The organism is Sphingomonas sp. Leaf32 (assembly GCF_001421765.1).
In the GTDB taxonomy this organism is placed as follows: domain Bacteria; phylum Pseudomonadota; class Alphaproteobacteria; order Sphingomonadales; family Sphingomonadaceae; genus Sphingomonas.
Map to the genome: position 1 here is coordinate 322,612 of NZ_LMLA01000009.1, position 16,615 is coordinate 339,226.

The window sequence follows — 16,615 nt, forward strand, 5'->3', positions numbered from 1 at the left end:
GGCGGCGCCCCGTGCGCTTCAGAAAATGATGTCGTTCTCGATGCTGACCCGCTGGCCGGGCGCGACCTGGATCGGCGTCGACCGGCGGGCATAGGCGACCTGCTTGCCGTCCAGCAGCAGCGCATAGCCGTCGACGGTGACGCTGGTGTTCGCCTCGCGATCGCCCTCGATCTCGACCGACTTGGACAGCATCAGGCCGTTGGCATGGTCGCGCCAAGCATCGCCCGTCACACCGACGGGTGCGATACCCGGCACCTCGCGTGTGCCGTCGCTGAACGCGATCTCGACTTCGTCGGCATCCGCGATCCGCTCGCGCAGCTCGGCACCGGTCGGCGCGTCATCGATCTCGCCCAGCTTGCGCGGTTTGGGCGGGGTGGTCAGCTTCTTCACCTCGGCCTTGGCGGTCTTTTCGCCGCTCTCCGCCTTGCTGGCGCGCGCCTCGGCAGCGTCGGCGCGGGCCCGCTCCTTCGCGATCTCGTCGTCCTGCCCGGCCTGGGCAGCGATCAGCGCATCGTTCTCCGCCTCCAGCGCCGCGACGCGCTCGGCCAGCACGATCGGCCCGTCCTTGTCGAGGCCAGTCTTGAATTCATCCATCAGCGCCTGTGCGCGGTTCGGTTCGGTCATGGTGCTTTCCTTCGGTTTAAAGCTGGTGGGTGCCTTCGACGCCCCGCCACATTCGGGCGAGCGTCCGCTGCTGCAGCCAGTGCTGCGCTTCTTCGATCTTCGTGAGAGCCAAGGCGTTCTCACGACATGCGAATGGTCCGGCCTGGAACGAGCGCAATCGATCGGCGACGATCGCCAAGAGAGCCTCCTGCGTCACGCCGTTCACACCCACCTCGTTGATGGGACCGTTCTGAAACAGCACGGTCGCGTGGGTCGCGGGGGATCCGTGCCGTTCGGTGAAGGGGCAGGATGGATTGGTCGAGGTGTCGAACCCTTTAACCATGTAGAGATGCTGCGCACCGCCGGCGCCGGGAGCGTCGATGGCAGTGATCGTCAACTTGTCGTTCGCTGGATTGAAGACGTGGTCAGTAATCTGGCGCATTTTCCGTCCTTCAGCCGAGTGTGAGTTTGCCGCCGGTCAGCGTGGCTTCGGCTCCACGCGCCCCGGTGATGATGTCGGCGGCCGCGCCTTGCCGGCGGCGGATTTCGTCGTCGGTCGCGACCTGCGCGGCGGCATCGTCGCGGGTGACCGAGCGGAGCGGGGTCGGCGCTTTTCCGGGGGTGGACACGATCCCCAGCGCCTTCAGCGGCGCGGCAATCACCTTGCCGAGCGGTTTGAGCAAAGCCATGTCAGTGAACTCCTGCGTGGACGTCGAAATCGCTGTCGTTTTTCACCGGGCGCCGGCGGCGTTCCTTGCCGCGCAGGTCGCCGATAACGTGGGCGCCCTCCAGCGCGGCGTACTGCTCGGCATCGGCGACGTGGGTGTAGATCGTGTCGGCGATCTCGGGGTTGGCCCGGACCTCGCCCGTCTTCGTCTCCGCCTTCTGGTACCGGTATCCGCCCGAATGGGCCTTGATCAGGTGCTTGCAGCCGGGATCGACGGCATAGCCGTCGCGGACATCCTGCGCGGTCCAGATCGCCTGGTTGCGCAGCCCGGCGCTGTTGGTTTTCGCCTTGTGGACCTTCAGCCCCAGCTCTTTCTGAAACGCCAACAGCCAGTCGTGCTCGTTGTCCTGGCGGTCCTTGGCCGCGAACGCGGCCGGATCGGCGACGACCCGGATCATGTCGGGCGTGATGTCGGGGAAATTCTCCGCCAGCATCCGCTTGACCCGCTTCGCGAACGCCGTCGGCCCGACCTTCAGCAGCTGCGTCTGCCCCCGCGCGCCCTTCGTCGTGTTGACGCACTCGGCCAGCGTCCGGATCGAATTGTCCCAGTCGCGCTGCAGCGCCACGGCGGCGGCGAACAGCCCCTGGTCGACGCCGACGATCAGTTTGCGGCGCGGATCCCACTGGCACGGCCGGACATGCGCGGTGTACGCGAACCCGGCATTGACCGCCTGCCCGTGCTGGATCGGCACCGGCTTGTTGTCGACCATGCGATCGACATAGCCCGGCGTCGCCCGGTTCGCGGCGACCTGCAGCACGTAATACCCCCGCCCGCCGGGCAGGTTGTGCAGATTTTCCGCATCCGGTTCGCGCCCACCGGGCTGGACGAACTTTTCGATCAGCTTCCGGTCGCCCAACGTCGACTGCAGGATCTCGGCTTCCTCGGCCGTCAGCCCCAACGCCTCGCTGCTTTCGTCGAACAGCAGCGTGTAGATGTGGTTTTCGATGTCCGGCATGTTCATCGACAGGATGATCTGCGGATCCACGACCAGCGATGGATCAAGGTCGCTGAAGCGTCCGACGCGACCCGTCAGGAACGGCACCAGGCTCTCGGGCTGCAGATCCGCTTCGTCGATGATGACCGCGTTCACCTCCCAACCGCGGCACGCCTCCTCGACCGACAGGTCGCCGATCGCGCGGAACTCGAATTCGCAGTCCAGGACTTCCAGCACCCGGCCGTCGCGGCGGTTGCCCTCGCGCCGCAGGATCTTGGTGAACTTGTGGGTGAACGGCGCCTTCCAGCTGAACGTGCCCTCGGCCTCGGGCACAATGCGGAACCAAGATTTCAACGTCGTCGACTGCAGGCTGGGATAGCTCTCGCGGATAACCCCGATCCGCGCCTTGCGCACGATCACCCCGTCCTCGCGCGCTACCCCCTTCTGCTGCGCCGCCAGGCGCAATCCTTTCTGCAGCGCCGCCATGGTCTTGCCCGACCCCACCGGGCCGATGATCCCGACGATGAACCCGCGCGCGCGGACGAACCCGTCGGCGATCGGCCCGGGCGATACCATCCGGCGCGGTGCGACCATCCCCATCAGGCGTCACCCCCGTCGGTTTCGGACGGCGCCGGCGCGAATTCCGCGTCGATGATGTCGCCGATCTCACCAGCGGTATGGGTGACGCCCTCGATGATCAGATCCGCGACACCGCTGAACGACATGTCGACCTTCAGCGGTTTCTTGCCGACCAGATACGGCATCAGCATGTCGGCACACCGGGCGCGAAGCGACTGCGCCGCCTCGTAGGTCATGTGCTCGACGACCACGTTCGCGGTCCCGTCCTTCTGGAAACTGTGAACCTTGCGCCGCTTTGACGCCTCCATCAGCACTTCCGGCGCGGTTGACTGGATCTGCATCAGCGTCACCGCCGGATGCTGCCCCTGGGCGAGCAACCACTTCTCCAGATCGTCGGTGCGGCGGTTGCGGCTCCCGGCCGGACGGCCGCGTTTCTTTGCCCGGGCGGCATGGGCCACCTGTTGCGGGGTCGCGGTTTCGCCCAGCGCTTCGCGCGCGTCCCAGATGTCTTCCGGCGTGATCGGATCGAGCAGATCGAGCTGCTCGGCCTCGGCCTGGCGCGCATCCAGCTGCGCCTGCGCGTCCGTCATGATCGCGCGGCCGATCGCCGCGTCACCGGTCAGGTCAGTTGACACGGGTGGACCCTCCCCATAGCGTCAGCGTTTCACGGCTTCGCCCCCAGCCCAGGACACCCCCCTGCACCCCGACCCGTTCTTGCCGCATCCCGCTCGCGCCACCGCGACGGACACCGGCGAACATCGGCAGGCGATCTACCCCCGACCCCATCTGCAGGCGGCAGGTTAGGCGACCGTCGCGATCCTGCGGCCCCGACATCGACCAGCGATTTCGAAGGTCAGCCGAAACTCGGAAAATCGGCTGCGCGTGCGAGAGAGGAACGAGGCGCGCGGCGCTGGGGGGGGTGCCCCCTGTCGATCGGCACGACACCTCCCTCTGCCCGGCCGGCGCGGCCAGGCCGACCGCCGCCGCCCCGTCCGACAGCCTCGCAGGCTTGCATAGGGTCCGCGCAAAGCATTGAACCGACACGAAAAACGCCGACCGTTCCGACACGGCCATTCCAACACGCCTGATCGCGCCCGCATAACCGACTGAAATCGCACGGTTTCCGCCCGCCGACCCGCCGGCGCCGATCAACGCGCAGCCGACCCCCGCCGCCCGCGCCCAGCGCCGAAACTTTCGCCGCGCCGCCCGCCTGTCGACGCCCAGATCGAGGCAGCTGGCGAGCCGGCGACCGCCCGCAGCATCAGCGAAGGCCGAGGTGGCATATCCACCCCATTGTTTATTCCGGGTTCTGGAACAGAACCGCAACAGAACCGGCGTAGAACCGTCAAAGCCGCAGGAATGCTGGTTTTTATGGTTCAGTTCTAGAGTTCTGTAGTTCTGTACCCCCCCTATATGCGCGCGGGCACACGCGCCTGCACGCGCGTCATGCGTGAGGCTCTGGAACGGAACTGTAGAACCGATAGATTTCAAGCGGTTAGCGGTTCTGCCCCCGGACCCGTATAGAACTACAGAACTGGCGACCGCTCGCGATGGCGGACCATACCACAATTTTATCTGCAATAAACGGGCCGGGGTACGGGCCGCAAAAAAAGACGTCGTGAAGTATAGCGAGGGCAGCACAAAGACTTCGCGCGAGCGCGCGAAGTTGATGATGAGCACGGCCGCACCGCGCCGCTTCGCGTCGCTGGCCGTGCGCGTCATGCCTGCACCGCCTCGGGCATCGGGCACGCGACCCAGCCCGTCACCTCGTCCTGGTCGATGACCAGCTCGATCGGCACCAGCACCGCCGTCAGCGATTGGCCACCGAATTTCGCCTTCACGCCCCGGATCGCCGCCGGCGCACGGGCCAAGGTCTGCGACCAGCCACCAGCCTGGAACTTCGTCGTGCCGAAGACCTCGGCCAGCGCCCGGTGCTTCTGCGCCACCGCGAGGTAGCACGCCTGCCCCGGCATATGCTCGACCGCGCCGTAGGTCGGGCGGCCGGTCCCGTCGGCCGGCTTGGCCCGCGCATTGACCAGCTTCAGCCCCAGCTCGCCCAGACGCTCGCGCGCCCGCTCGGCCTCGGCCTCGCTGCCGACCTTTGCCGTCACCGCGCGCTTGATCCACGTGCCGACCGTCTCACGCACGTCACCGCCGCGCGCTTGCACCATCGTCGTGGTCAGGTGGATCAGGCACGCCTCGTGATCCTCCGACGTGTCGGCGATCTCGGCCATCGCCGCCGGCGCGCACTGCATCGACCAGTCGTACAGCAGCTCGGCCGTCGGCATCTCGTCGTACAGCGCCAGGTCGGCCGCCGCGAGCAGCGTGCCGAACGTATCGGCCGATCGCGACGAATGCCCCTTCTTGGTCAGCGCGTCGTGATAGGCATGGAACGTATCGTGCCACCGCCACCACCCGTCGATCATCCGCCGGGCCAGGACCTGCCCGATCGCCGGCAACCCGGCCTTGTCGAGGTCCAGCCTGGGCGTGTCGGACTGAAGCGGCTCCAGCTCGAGGATCGCGAACCGCGACCGGTCCTGCGGCTCCATGTGCGGCGTCAGGATAGCGGAGAACTGGAACGCGCTATTGAGCACGAATTCCGCCGCCTTGTGGTCCGAAGACCCGCGATGGATATCGCCACCCGACGACGCGACGCGCGCCAGCTCGAGCACGCCCGCCAGCTTGTGCTGGTTGAACGCGTTCGGCTCGAACTCGTCGAAGATGACCGGGATCGTCTGCGCGCGCAGCATCTGCCGCACCGCCGCCTCGGTGGCGTTGCCGGTGCGCAGCGTACCGCTGCCCAGCACCCGGTCGCACAGCCCGTCCTTGCCATTGAACGTCGACTTGCCCGTCCCGCGCCCGCCGGTGACGAACAGGTGCGACCGCCAGTTGAGGGCGCCGGCGATCGACGCCTGCGCGATCCACCCCAGCGCCAGCATCGCGTCGAGGTGCCCGCGCCGCCAATGCCACGTCGATATGAGCGACAGCAGCTGCTCGACCGCCGCTACCTTCCCCGCCTGGTGATGCGGGCGCGGGGTCGCGGCGGCGGCCGGATAGACATAGCCGTCGTGCAGCCCGGTATCGAACCACTCGGCCGCCGCGCGCTTTCCGGCACGCGGTTTCGCGGTCATGACCTTGTCGCCATAGTGGATGACCAGCGTCTGGTCCTTGCCGCGATGCGCGCCGCGCCCCCGGACGCGCCCCTGCGCGTCGAAGATACCGGCGGACCCGCAAGCAGAGATCAAGGCTTCGCTGGCATCGTCCTGCGCGAAACCTACGATCTCGCTTTCCTTGACTAGCTTGCGCGCGTTGCCACGGCCCTCATACTTGGGCTCGGACCATCGCGGCCAATATTTCGACAGCAACTGGGTCCGGGGCGCAAATAGAGCGTGGAGGTGGTTCTTGCCATGCTCGCGCGGGCCCAGCGCCACCAGCTGCCCGAGGACATTCAGGTACCAGCACGTCGTGCCATCGGTGCCTAGCCCCAGCGCCTTGACCGGGCTTTCGCGCGGCAACAGCGGCCGCTGGATGTCGTCGTCATCGTCCCGCCCGCCAAACGGCTGCTGATCGCCGTCCTGGGCGAGCTGCGGCGCGTCGACCGGCGCATCCAGCGCGGCCGCGATCGACACCACGTTGTCGGGCGCAGGTTGGGCGGCGCGTTTGGTCACAGTATCGCAGCCCGCACCGCATGGGAAAGGTCGACGGGCAGGTCAAAAAGACCCTGCATTCCACGAGCAGCGATCGGATTGTCGAGCGGCACTACGTTGGCGAGCGTCCAACCGAACCGTCCCGGACCAAAATTGCCGAGAGCATCCTCCTTGCGAGTGATCGTCCCGACGAGATCCTCAGTGCGCGCAACTGACCTTAGCTCGGCAACCGCGACGATCATCCCCAGTGGCGGATCACGCAGCGCAGGGCAGGCATAGATGTCAGCGAAGCAGTCGGCGTACCAACGCTCGTCTTTGGTCCACCGCTTGGCCGCATGGACGGCGATCGGCCCACGGTAACGGGTCGACCAATGCCGCGTTTCGATCTGCTTGTGCCCCAGCGCAACAGCACTGGCCCAAGGTTGCCAGAGAGAAAGCGCCTTCACGCCGCCGCCCCGGCCATCAGCCAAGCATTCATGTCCTTGATCCCTACAGGAGGCAGGACGAGCTGGACGCGATGGCCGCGGGCTTGCTGGCGGGCGATCGCCCGTTCCAGCAGCTCGACTTCGCGCTGCCCGTCGTCGCGATCGGCGACCAGGATGATCGTCTCGATCGCCTTCGGAAATTCGATCACGCCCAGATTGCCCAGCGAATAGGCGGCGATGACCCGGGCGTCGGGCTTGCACATCGCGATGGTCAGCGCGTCCTCGATGCCCTCGGTGACGTACAGCGGTTCGGGCGAGCGCATCTGCCCCATCGACTGACGCGACGCACCTTTCCGCAACGGCACGAACGCCCCGCGCGACTTGCCCAGCACCTTCTTCGCCGAACCCTTCGGCACGCCCAGGTCGGCGCCATCGGCCTTCACCCAGTCACGGGTCCGGGGATCGCGGCCCAGCCAGGTGCGATGCGTCGCGACATGCTCGCCGCTCGGCAGGATCATCTGCGCGACGATGCACGGCAGCTTCATGCCCGCATCGCGGTTCCACACCTCGGGATGATAGCGCAGCGCGTTCGGCCAATGGCCCAGCGGATCGACGCAAATCCCGCGCGCGGCATAGTAACGCGCCGCCGGCGTCTCGCCGATCGCCTGCCCGTTCAGGTACAGCGCCCGCGCCCCGCGCTTCTTGGCTTCGGCCTCCTGCTGCGCTTGGCGCTCCAGCGCCGCGTCCTCGCGCGCGCTTTCCGCGCGGACCTGCTGCAGCCGGTCCGGGTCCAGATCGTCCAGCCCCAGCATCGACTTCAGCCACTTCACCGCCTCGCCGCGATCGCCGCCGAACATGCACCGCTCGACCAGCACGATCATGTCGCCCTGGTCGTCCGACGACCAGTCGCGCCACATGCCGCGATTGGCCCCCTGCAGGTTCACCACCAGCGAGGATCCTTTCTCCCCGCCCAGCGACCCGGCCTTCAGATACGGCCCCTCCTGCACCGCATTGGGCAGGCACTTGCGCGCGATCTTCTCGCACGCCGCGCGGGCGCGCAGCTCGATCTCGCGCACGCTGATCGGCGCACCGGTCATGCCGGACTCGACTCTGCGCCGCGAATGATAAAGGATCGGCCCGCCGGTCCGGGTGGCATACGGGTGGGACCGTTCCTGCCCCCGCTAAGCCGGCGAACATCGGGGACCTTCCCGGTGCCGCGCGACCCATCGTTTCCGACGAAGTCGTTCGGCGCCGGCGTCCGACCCAAACCGATGCCAGTCGAACCGGGGGCCCCCGGCAAGACTGGGCCGATAGATCCGCGAGCGCCGGTCAAAGCGCAACGCGGAGCGCTCACACCGCAACCCTTACGGGCCAGCGGCGCGTCGCAGCCCGGGGGATCACTGAGATGAAAACCCGGAATGCTGTAACGGTGGAGGTGAAGATCGATCTGGCGGCGTGCCTCCGCGCGCTTGTCCTGCTCGCCTTCCTCCTCACGTGAACCGACGGGGCGGGCTTGCGCCCGTCCCGTCCTACCGTCCCGAAACCCTGCATCCGCAACCACTTGACTGTTTACCAACGTAGGATAGTTTCCTGCGCATAGGAACAGAACAAGAACGCCAAGCGAGTCGCGAGGCGAACGGAGATGAGCCGATGCCCGCGAAGATTTTGCCCTTTCCATCAGGCGGCCCGCTTGCCGAGCGCGGCCAGCGCCGATGCCAGCAGCCGGCGCCAGCGCGGGACGTCGTAGAAGTCGTTGGGCTCGACCTCGCCGTTCGTCAGGATGAAGATGCGCTCCATCACCTCGGCACCCGGCACGATAGGTTGGACGGCACGCTCGATTTGGCTGATGTACGGTTGGGTACAGCCAAGCTCGGCGGCCACCCATTCCTGGGTCTTGCCTTCCCGCTTCCGCCATTCCGCAAGCTTCAACACATCGTCTCCCGATCCGAGACCAAGCATTATTGGAATAGCTTATATTTAGTCAATGGACATAAGCAGGTCGACGGTGCAGAATATAAGCAGATGGCATACGTCCTCGCCATGCACCCGGATAACCGTCTTAGGGAGCTGCGGAAGGCAGCAGGGCTGAACCAGTCACAGCTGGCGCAGCGGACGGGTGTGTCTCAGCCGTTCATTAGCCAAGTAGAGAACCAGGCCGCCTCTACGCTCGACATCGCCCGGATGCGGATATTCGCGCGAGAGTTTGGCTGCAGCCCCGCAGATTTGCTTGCAAACTCCGACAACCCGCATCGCTTGTCAGCCGAGGAGCAATCGCTAGTCGACTTGTTCCGATCGGCGAACAGCGTCCAGCAGGCGATGGCATTGCGTGTCTTGGCACCACTCGACGGCGAAAAAGAGACGCGAGAAGCTGCTTAAGGTACTACGATCGCGAGATTAAGTACCGCCATCCCGGACACTACGGCAAATAGCGCCCAAAATTTGGACAGTGGATGCGCTAGTGTCCATTTGGAAAACAGCATTGCTGGTAGGATCGCACCCACCCAGCCAATTGCTATAACAGCCGCTGCCCACCACCGCGCTATAACGATAGCACTGGCAATTGCCGCCACAAAACCAACAAACACAATGAGGCCCGACAAACCGACGGCACGGAGGCTTGGCACCTCACCCAGCCCCATCAACCGGTCGCGCCATTGCGGGCTTTGATGAAGTCGCCGCTCAGTATTGAATGCAGCGGTCATCGCCATACCAATCGCAGGCACCGCAACGAGGGGGTCAATCTCCATTATCCTGACAGCATAAGCACCATTTTCGCATATCAAAGCACGCTCAAAATATAAGCTATTGACATAATATAAGTAGGGGCAATATCTACTTCCGTCCACCATGACGGAGACGGATCATGTCCTCCTTCCCCCCTGCCACCGACGCGCAGCTGCAGGCGCTGTCCGATGCGCGCGACGCCTATCGTCAGACCGGCGATTTCGGCACCTGCCCCCGCCCCGCTGCGCACCTTCACGCCTATAGCCTGCTGCGCGACGCGGCGATCGCCGCCGGCCTCGATCGCGACCGCACGCTGCTGACCCTCGAATGGACGGACGAGCGCCTCGCCGCATGGCACGCCGTCAATGCGCTCGATCCGCTCGCCGACCTGCGCGACGCGCTGGCGGCGTTCGAGAAGGAAGGCGGCTTCGGCCCGATCACCGGCAACCGCGATGCGAAGCTGGCGACGCACCAGCGGCTCTATACCGCCGCCGCCGCGCACGGCTACGGCCCGCACTGTCAGGTCGCCGTCGACGAATGGGCGCACGGCCGGCTGCACGGCCTGTTCGCGCGGGAGGCGGCGTGATGCCCAACGTCGCCGTCCTCCCCACCCCGCTCGCCCGCGCGGCGGCGGCCGCCGCCAACCCGCGCAACCGCGATACCTGCGGCATCTACGACATCGCCGGCCGCCTCGGCCAGGCGGCGCGCCGTCCGGCCTATCTGTGCCGCACGATCGACGCCCTGATCGAGGCCAGGGGCTTTCCCGAGCCGTTTCCGCTGCTGAAGGGCGCAAAACTCTCCACCGCCGCCCACGCCGACAGCCGCTGGTCGCGAGCCGCCGTCGACGCGTGGTTCGACAACGCCCTGCCGCCGTCGGCGCGTGGCCTGGTCGACAAGGTCGAACGTCAGGCGGTCAGCAGCCGCCTCTCCGCGAATTTGCATGACCTCTTTCCAGCGGAGCGCGTCGCATGAAGCGCATCCCCGCGAACGCCCTGCCAGGGTTCAAGGAAACCGACGTCGACGTATCGGTCGGGTTTGGCGTGCATCTCTCGGAGATCGACGGCTCGGACTACGTGGTGAACGACAGTCATGGGCTGATGGTCGGGCTCATGGCTCACGACCATGGTGATGTGATCGCACTGACCCAGTATCGTCGCGCTAAAACCCGGCCCTTCGGCATGGGTATGATGCACACGTTAAGCGTCGAATGCGCCCGCGACACCGCCGCCGCGCTGATCGAACTCGCCGACCGGCTCGAAGCCTCCGCCACCGAACAGGCCCAGGCCGCGCTCCGCAAGGCCGCCGGCCGGTGACCCCGCTCGAAACCTTCGGCCGCGCGATTGGCGCCGCCTTCGACCGCTACGTCACGCCGGGCATCCTCGGCATGGCGCTGGCGATCGTCTCGATCGGGATCCTGCACTGATGCGCCCCGATCACCCCCGCGAACCGTCGCTGCGATCCGCCATCGCCCTCGCCGGCCTCGGCATGATCGCGTGGTGCGTCATCTTGTCCGTCCTCCTCGACTGAAGGGAGTGTCCATGAACCGCTTGCCCTTGCGCGACCGCCTGCAGGCCGCGATCGACTATGTCCATCAGGCCAGGAGCGGCGGCAACGCCACCGGCCCCGCCGCGATCATCGCGGGCCTGCAGGCCGATCACGCCGCCAGCTATCGCTGCGGCGCATCCACCAACACCCTGCGCGTCGCCGGCGTCAACGCCAGCTGCACCTGGTCGCGCGACGAGGGCCTGCTGAAGGCATGGGAACGCCTCGCGACGATCCGGCTGCTGCAGCTGGACGGAAGGTGCGGCGCATGAAGCCCGCCGCCATCGTCCTGCGCGACGCGATGCAGGCGTTCGTGTCGGGCTATACCGACAACGCCACGGCGGTCGACATCGACAAGCTGCGCGCGACCGTCGCCCACGTCTTCCCCGCCGCCGCGCCGATCGACGGCGAAATGCTCCGCCGGATGCTCCGCGCGGTGGGCTTCGTCGGCAGTCTCTTGCCCGGCGACGCCCCCGGCATCTGGCGCCGCGCTGTCCGTCCTGAGGAGGTGATGTTCTGATGTCGAACCATTCGATCCAGCCCTGCCCATTCTGCGGGGGTCCCGACGTCAACGTGCTCGAACATGGGGGTGATGCCTACGTCGAATGCTTCAAGCCGGAATGTCAGGCCCGGGGTCCGCTGGCCCGGCAGAAGGCGGACGCGGTCGACGCATGGAATGCCACCGTGTCCCGCAGCGGTCCCGATCATTTCGAACACTGGACCTGCGGCACCGCGCATATTCGAGCGAAGCGCACGCTGCAGATCGTGGAGAATGTCCGTGCCTGCGACACCGACACGATCGAGGCGATTGCCTGCCTCGTCGCCGAGGCGGGCATCGCCGCAGCTCGTGACGCCCTCACGGACGAGGTGCCGTTCTGATGGCCGCGCCACTCCACACCGGCCCGATCGCCGGCGACCCGCCGACGCTCGAATGGCTGGCCCTCGATCGCCTCGCGGTCGACCCGGCCTACCAGCGTGGTACCGAGACGCCGCAGTCGCGCCGGATCCTGGTATCGATGGTGAAGCGCTGGGACTGGCGCCTGTGCCAGCCTCTTAACGTCAGCCGTCGGGTTGACCAGTCGCTGTTCATCGTCGACGGCCAGCATCGGTGGGTAGGCGCAAAGATGCGCGGCGACATCACGCACCTGCCCTGCGTCGTCACCAGCCATACCGACACCGCCGATGAGGCGCAGACCTTCGTCGCGCTCAACCTGCGCCGGCAGAAACTGTCGCAGGGCAATGTGTTTGCCGCGAGCCTCGCCAGCGGGGACGACGACGCGAAACGTGCGCTGCAGCTGATCGAGGGCGCGGGCTTCACCCTCGCGCGCAACCACGACCCGTCGACCTGGGCACCCGGCGAACTGTTCTGCGGTCCCGCCGTGCAGCAGGCGGTGAAGGTTCACGGAGAGGCGGTCGTAAAGGGCGCGCTGAACGCGCTGAGCGAAGCCTATGAGGGCGAGGTACAGGTGCGCGGCGCGACGCTGCTGCAGGCGCTCTACGTCATCTTCGCCGACGACGCGAAGCAGCGCGGGTTTGACCGCGACCGCTTTGTCCAGGCGCTGGGATCGGCCGAACAGCGCGCTTGGATCGATCGCGCCAGCCAGCTGCGCCAGCAGCACAAGGACCTGTCGTGGCGCGACGCCACCGCGATGGCGATCATGGACGCCTACACCGCGTTCGGACGGGCGCTGTGACCCATCCCGTCGCCATCTACCGCCCGCGCACCCGCGAGCTGCTGCTGGCCAACGCCGGACAGTCGATCGTCGTGCCCGAGGACCGCGTGCCCCGCCTCGCTGGCGCACTGCGCGGCTTGGTCGCGATGATCGGCCCGCGCTCGACCGTGCGGATCCGCAACGCCAGCGGCCTGCTGTCGGTCACCCGCGCCGAATTGGCGGCACTTGCCGACGACATGGAGGCCGCCTTCGGCGTCCCGATGCTGGCCGCCGCGATCGCGGCCGATCCGGTCGCCTGACCATGGCGCGGCCCGTCAGCGACCGCGCCCGCTGCCTCGCCATCTTCCGCCTGGCGCTGGCCCAGAACTGCACGATGCAGGAGGCCGCCCGCCGCATCGACGGCGCCGGCGCGGCCCGCACGATCACCGAAGCCCGCATGCACCACGGCCAGGCCATGCGCGCCCTCTACGCCCGCGGCTACGGCCGCCGCTGAATTCCTGCTCGCATCCGGCTGCGAGACAAACAGGACCAACCGCCGGCACGAAAGAAATGAACATGAACCACGTACTCGTCACCACCAAGCATCGCGGCGTTTTTGCGGGGGAAATCCCCGACGATCAGGATTTGACCGCCCAGGCGATGCCGCTCACCAACGCCCGCATGGCGATCCGCTTCGGCACCACCAGGGGCCTCATGCAGCTTTGCGAGACAGGCCCGACGGCACAGAGCAAGATCAGCGCGCCCGCAGATATCCCGATGTTGCATGACATCACCGCCGTGTTCGCCATCACGGATGAGGCGTGGGCCGCATGGACCCGGTAATCACGGCAGACGACGTCGTGCGCGTCGGCGGTGCTTGCACCGACGGCGTTGCCCGCGTCGTCCAGCGGCACGCGGACCGCATCGCCGCCGCGATGCCCGTCAGCGCCGTGCTGAAGCTGCTACCAACGACCGAGCATCACTACGCCCTCAAGGCCGCTGGCCTCGACGGCGACGGCGACGGCGACGGCTACGGCTACGGCTACGGCGACGGCGACGGCGACGGCTACGGCTACGGCGACGGCTACGGCGACGGCTACGGCTACGGCGACGGCTACGGCTACGGCGACGGCTACGGCTACGGCGACGGCGACGGCTACGGCTACGGCGACGGCTACGGCTACGGCGACGGCTACGGCTACGGCGACGGCTACGGCTACGGCGACGGCTACGGCTACGGCGACGGCTACGGCTACGGCGNGGGCGCACGCGCCCGCCGATCTGAGAGCTATGCCTCAACGTCTCCACCGCACCCGCCGCCGCGCGCGACAGGCGCCACCCGGCGCGGTCTATGTCGGCCGTCCTACGATATGGGCGAACCCCTTCGACAGCGCACGCTTTGGGCATCGCGGCGCATTCTTGCTATTCGAGGATTGGCTGACCGATCGGATGCCCCGACGGCGGCTGATCCGCCTCGGATATGGCGATGATGAAATCGAAGCGCTGGCACGTCGACGTCGCACGATGGTGGCAAGCCTGCCCAGCCTGCGTGGCCGACATCTTCAATGCTGGTGCCCGCTTACAGTGAACGTTTGCCACGCCGCTGTCCTGCTTTCCTTGGCAAACGCATGACCGATCGCCGTCCTAGCGCGATCGCGCTCGACTTCCCGCTGCGCTCGGACAACACCAACCGCCGGCCGTGCGACGTGCCGCTTGAAGAGTTGCGCCGCATGGCCCGTGTCGAGCTGGACCGGCGGCGCTCGACCTACCCGATGCTAGTGTCGCGCGGTCGCCTCGCCCCGCCCGAGGCCGATCGCCGCCTTGATACCTGGGCGGCGATCGTCGCGGATCTCGATCGCGACGCCGCCCGCCGCGCGCACGCCGCCGGCCGATCGGCGCCGGGGCCGTCGACCGTGCCCTATGGCTCGACCTGGACCGCGCGCGTGCTCGATCTGCACCGCGAACTGGCGACGGCGCGCGACACCTTCCCGGCGATGGTCGCCAGCCCTGCCAACCCGTTGACTGCGGATACTGCCCGCACGACGCTCGAATGCCTCGACGCGCTGCTGCATCGCTATTGGGTCGACCTCGACGGCTTCAGCGGCCCGCTGCACTTCCGCGACGATCATGTCCGCGCCGGTTGGATCGCCGCCGCCGAACAGCGCACCGCTCCCGATCCGGCATGGGCGGCGATCGGCCGCCTCGCCGATCGCCACGCCGCCGGCACCGTCGACCAGGACGCGTCGTCACGCTGCACCGCGCTCGCCCGCTGGACGCTGGAGCGCACGCAACAGCTCCTTGAGGAGCGCGCTCCGCACCACCGCTATGTCTGGACCGTACAGGTCGACACATGGCTGCTGGCGCGCTCCCGCCCGCCCGCCTAGTCTTTCCCGTTCCACGCCAAAGGATGCCCCCGCCATGGCGAAAATCTCGATCCCCTGTTTCCGCGTAAAGGCGACCGCCGGCGGCCTGCGCTACTACTGGGAACCCAGCGCCACGCTGAAAAAGGCAGGCTGGAAACCGCTGAAGCTTGGCCAGGACGAAACCGCCGCGATCGCCGCCGCCCGCGCACGCAACGACGAGATCCGCGCCTGGCGCGAAGGCTCGGCCGCGCCGGCGGAAGTCCGGAAGATCGAAAAGCGCCACACCGTCAACGCGGTCATCGCCGATTTCAAGAAGGCACGCTTTCCCAAACTGAAGCCCAACACCGCCGCCGAATACACCGCCAAGCTGAAGACGATCAGCAAATGGGCGGGCGCTGAGCGGATCGACGCGATCGGCCGCACCGACATCATTGCCCTGCGCGACGCCCTCTACGCGCCGCGCAAGGACGGCAGGGTCCATGAAAACACCGCCTTCAACACGCTGAAGGTGCTGCGCACCCTGTGGGCATGGGCGCTGGAGAACGAGCGCATTCCGACCAACCCGGCCGCGACCGATCTCGACATCACAGTACCGGCGCCGCGCCAGCAATTTGCCAGCGCGCTGGCGCAGGAGGCGCTGACGACGGCGGCGATCGCGCTCGGCAAGCCCAACATGGCGGCGGCGATGATCCTGGGCTGGACGTTGGGACAGCGCGAGGAGGATCTGCTGAAGCTGCTGCAGAGCCGCTATGACGAGCTGCAGGCCTACGAGGCGGACGATCCCGCCGTCTATGCCCGCCTGGCCGCGCGCGAGCCGGACGGCCGCGTAATGGGCATCCGGCTGCGCCAGGGAAAGACCGATCGCTGGGTTGGCATCCCGATCACCGGCAATGCCCGCCACCAGCTGGAGACGGCGATCGCCGCCGCGCGCAAGCTGAACCTGACGACGATCTTGTTCGACGAGGATTACGGTCGCATCTGGACCAGCACCATCTACGCGGAACGCCGCGCCCGCGCGGCACAATTCCAGCGTGCGATCTCGCGGATCCGCGCCCTCGCCGTCGAGACGACGACAGCCGCCGGCGATCCCGAGCTGGCGGCGGAAATCGCCGACCTGCAGTTCCGCGATTTCCGCCGGACCTGCGTCGTCACCATGGGCCAGCGCGGCATCCCCGACCACCTTATCAGCGCGGTCACCGGCCACAAACTCGACACGGTGAAGAAGATCCTCGAAACCTACCTGCCCCGCACCACCGGCATGGCGATGCTCGCGGTCGACCTCACCAACGAACGCGCGCCGGCGCAGGTCGCACGCATCAAGCGCGGATGATCGACTCGCTTGCGCCGCCCCCGCCAAATGGATAAGGGCGGCGCATCGCAATCGGACGATGTTGGAATTCCAACGGAACGGATGTCGG

At 67.1% G+C, this 16,615-nt stretch carries 24 protein-coding genes; 14 read left to right on the forward strand and 10 right to left on the reverse strand.

Annotated features, from left to right (window positions below; genetic code table 11):
• Window positions 1-18: 18 nt before the first annotated feature.
• The 9 genes from ASE83_RS13615 to ASE83_RS19115 form a co-directional block, all read right to left on the reverse strand.
• Window positions 19-624: a hypothetical protein gene (locus ASE83_RS13615; RefSeq protein ID WP_055791049.1), complete on the reverse strand. Its 606-nt coding sequence runs from the start codon at window positions 622-624 to the stop codon at window positions 19-21.
• 16 nt (window positions 625-640) lie between these two features.
• Window positions 641-1,045, reverse strand: a complete 405-nt coding sequence (locus tag ASE83_RS13620; RefSeq protein ID WP_055791054.1) for a hypothetical protein — start codon at window positions 1,043-1,045, stop codon at window positions 641-643.
• Window positions 1,046-1,055: 10 nt separating this feature from the next.
• The gene (locus ASE83_RS13625; RefSeq protein ID WP_055791057.1) at window positions 1,056-1,292 is read right to left on the reverse strand and encodes a hypothetical protein; all 237 of its coding nucleotides are present in this window, start codon (window positions 1,290-1,292) and stop codon (window positions 1,056-1,058) included.
• A 1-nt stretch (window position 1,293) separates the two neighbouring features.
• On the reverse strand, window positions 1,294-2,865 hold the full coding sequence (locus ASE83_RS13630) for a hypothetical protein (RefSeq protein WP_055899648.1): 1,572 nt from the start codon (window positions 2,863-2,865) through the stop codon (window positions 1,294-1,296).
• On the reverse strand, window positions 2,865-3,434 hold the full coding sequence (locus ASE83_RS13635; protein ID WP_156353127.1) for a hypothetical protein: 570 nt from the start codon (window positions 3,432-3,434) through the stop codon (window positions 2,865-2,867). The genes ASE83_RS13630 and ASE83_RS13635 overlap by 1 nt, the downstream gene beginning before the upstream one ends.
• Before the next feature lie 1,128 nt (window positions 3,435-4,562).
• Window positions 4,563-6,512, reverse strand: coding sequence for a hypothetical protein (locus ASE83_RS13640; protein ID WP_055791067.1), 1,950 nt, complete (start codon window positions 6,510-6,512; stop codon window positions 4,563-4,565).
• Window positions 6,509-6,937, reverse strand: coding sequence for an ASCH domain-containing protein (locus ASE83_RS13645; protein WP_162236647.1), 429 nt, complete (start codon window positions 6,935-6,937; stop codon window positions 6,509-6,511). Before ASE83_RS13645 ends, ASE83_RS13640 begins: the two co-directional genes overlap by 4 nt.
• Window positions 6,934-8,013 (reverse strand): DUF7146 domain-containing protein, encoded by a 1,080-nt coding sequence (locus tag ASE83_RS13650; protein ID WP_055791073.1) that lies wholly within the window; start codon window positions 8,011-8,013, stop codon window positions 6,934-6,936. Before ASE83_RS13650 ends, ASE83_RS13645 begins: the two co-directional genes overlap by 4 nt.
• A gap of 580 nt (window positions 8,014-8,593) precedes the next feature.
• A complete protein-coding gene (locus ASE83_RS19115) occupies window positions 8,594-8,848 on the reverse strand; it encodes a helix-turn-helix domain-containing protein (protein ID WP_162236621.1) in 255 nt (84 codons plus the stop codon).
• Here ASE83_RS19115 and ASE83_RS18970 point away from each other — a divergent pair.
• Window positions 8,738-9,292 carry a helix-turn-helix domain-containing protein gene (locus tag ASE83_RS18970; protein ID WP_235513251.1) on the forward strand — a complete coding sequence of 185 codons (555 nt, stop codon included), beginning with the start codon at window positions 8,738-8,740 and terminating at the stop codon, window positions 9,290-9,292. The two genes, ASE83_RS19115 and ASE83_RS18970, sit on opposite strands and share 111 nt — an antisense overlap.
• On the opposite strand, the gene ASE83_RS18560 is transcribed toward ASE83_RS18970, so the two are convergent.
• Window positions 9,289-9,663 carry a hypothetical protein gene (locus tag ASE83_RS18560; RefSeq protein ID WP_156353129.1) on the reverse strand — a complete coding sequence of 125 codons (375 nt, stop codon included), beginning with the start codon at window positions 9,661-9,663 and terminating at the stop codon, window positions 9,289-9,291. The two genes, ASE83_RS18970 and ASE83_RS18560, sit on opposite strands and share 4 nt — an antisense overlap.
• A gap of 116 nt (window positions 9,664-9,779) precedes the next feature.
• Between ASE83_RS18560 and ASE83_RS13665 the strand changes: the two genes are divergently transcribed.
• The 13 genes from ASE83_RS13665 (at window position 9,780) to ASE83_RS13725 (ending at window position 16,527) form a co-directional block, all read left to right on the forward strand.
• The gene (locus ASE83_RS13665; protein WP_055791083.1) at window positions 9,780-10,226 is read left to right on the forward strand and encodes a hypothetical protein; all 447 of its coding nucleotides are present in this window, start codon (window positions 9,780-9,782) and stop codon (window positions 10,224-10,226) included.
• A complete protein-coding gene (locus tag ASE83_RS13670) occupies window positions 10,223-10,612 on the forward strand; it encodes a hypothetical protein (protein ID WP_156353131.1) in 390 nt (129 codons plus the stop codon). Before ASE83_RS13665 ends, ASE83_RS13670 begins: the two co-directional genes overlap by 4 nt.
• Complete coding sequence (locus tag ASE83_RS13675) at window positions 10,609-10,953, forward strand: hypothetical protein (protein WP_055791090.1); 345 nt, start codon at window positions 10,609-10,611, stop codon at window positions 10,951-10,953. The genes ASE83_RS13670 and ASE83_RS13675 overlap by 4 nt, the downstream gene beginning before the upstream one ends.
• Before the next feature lie 225 nt (window positions 10,954-11,178).
• The gene (locus ASE83_RS13680; RefSeq protein ID WP_055791092.1) at window positions 11,179-11,454 is read left to right on the forward strand and encodes a hypothetical protein; all 276 of its coding nucleotides are present in this window, start codon (window positions 11,179-11,181) and stop codon (window positions 11,452-11,454) included.
• Window positions 11,451-11,702 (forward strand): hypothetical protein, encoded by a 252-nt coding sequence (locus ASE83_RS13685; protein ID WP_055791094.1) that lies wholly within the window; start codon window positions 11,451-11,453, stop codon window positions 11,700-11,702. The genes ASE83_RS13680 and ASE83_RS13685 overlap by 4 nt, the downstream gene beginning before the upstream one ends.
• Entirely contained in the window at window positions 11,702-12,061 is a 360-nt protein-coding gene (locus ASE83_RS13690) for a Lar family restriction alleviation protein (protein ID WP_055791097.1), read from the forward strand. Before ASE83_RS13685 ends, ASE83_RS13690 begins: the two co-directional genes overlap by 1 nt.
• Window positions 12,061-12,876, forward strand: a complete 816-nt coding sequence (locus ASE83_RS13695; protein WP_055791100.1) for a DUF6551 family protein — start codon at window positions 12,061-12,063, stop codon at window positions 12,874-12,876. The genes ASE83_RS13690 and ASE83_RS13695 overlap by 1 nt, the downstream gene beginning before the upstream one ends.
• A complete protein-coding gene (locus ASE83_RS13700; protein ID WP_055791103.1) occupies window positions 12,873-13,154 on the forward strand; it encodes a hypothetical protein in 282 nt (93 codons plus the stop codon). The genes ASE83_RS13695 and ASE83_RS13700 overlap by 4 nt, the downstream gene beginning before the upstream one ends.
• Window positions 13,155-13,156: 2 nt before the next feature.
• Complete coding sequence (locus ASE83_RS13705) at window positions 13,157-13,348, forward strand: hypothetical protein (protein ID WP_055791106.1); 192 nt, start codon at window positions 13,157-13,159, stop codon at window positions 13,346-13,348.
• 62 nt (window positions 13,349-13,410) lie between these two features.
• The gene (locus ASE83_RS13710; protein ID WP_156353133.1) at window positions 13,411-13,677 is read left to right on the forward strand and encodes a DUF6948 domain-containing protein; all 267 of its coding nucleotides are present in this window, start codon (window positions 13,411-13,413) and stop codon (window positions 13,675-13,677) included.
• Between the two features lie 447 nt (window positions 13,678-14,124).
• Window positions 14,125-14,466 (forward strand): DUF4326 domain-containing protein, encoded by a 342-nt coding sequence (locus tag ASE83_RS19120; RefSeq protein WP_082447238.1) that lies wholly within the window; start codon window positions 14,125-14,127, stop codon window positions 14,464-14,466.
• Window positions 14,463-15,218 (forward strand): hypothetical protein, encoded by a 756-nt coding sequence (locus ASE83_RS13720; protein WP_055791112.1) that lies wholly within the window; start codon window positions 14,463-14,465, stop codon window positions 15,216-15,218. Before ASE83_RS19120 ends, ASE83_RS13720 begins: the two co-directional genes overlap by 4 nt.
• Window positions 15,219-15,252: 34 nt before the next feature.
• Complete coding sequence (locus ASE83_RS13725) at window positions 15,253-16,527, forward strand: hypothetical protein (protein ID WP_055791115.1); 1,275 nt, start codon at window positions 15,253-15,255, stop codon at window positions 16,525-16,527.
• Window positions 16,528-16,615: the final 88 nt, after the last annotated feature.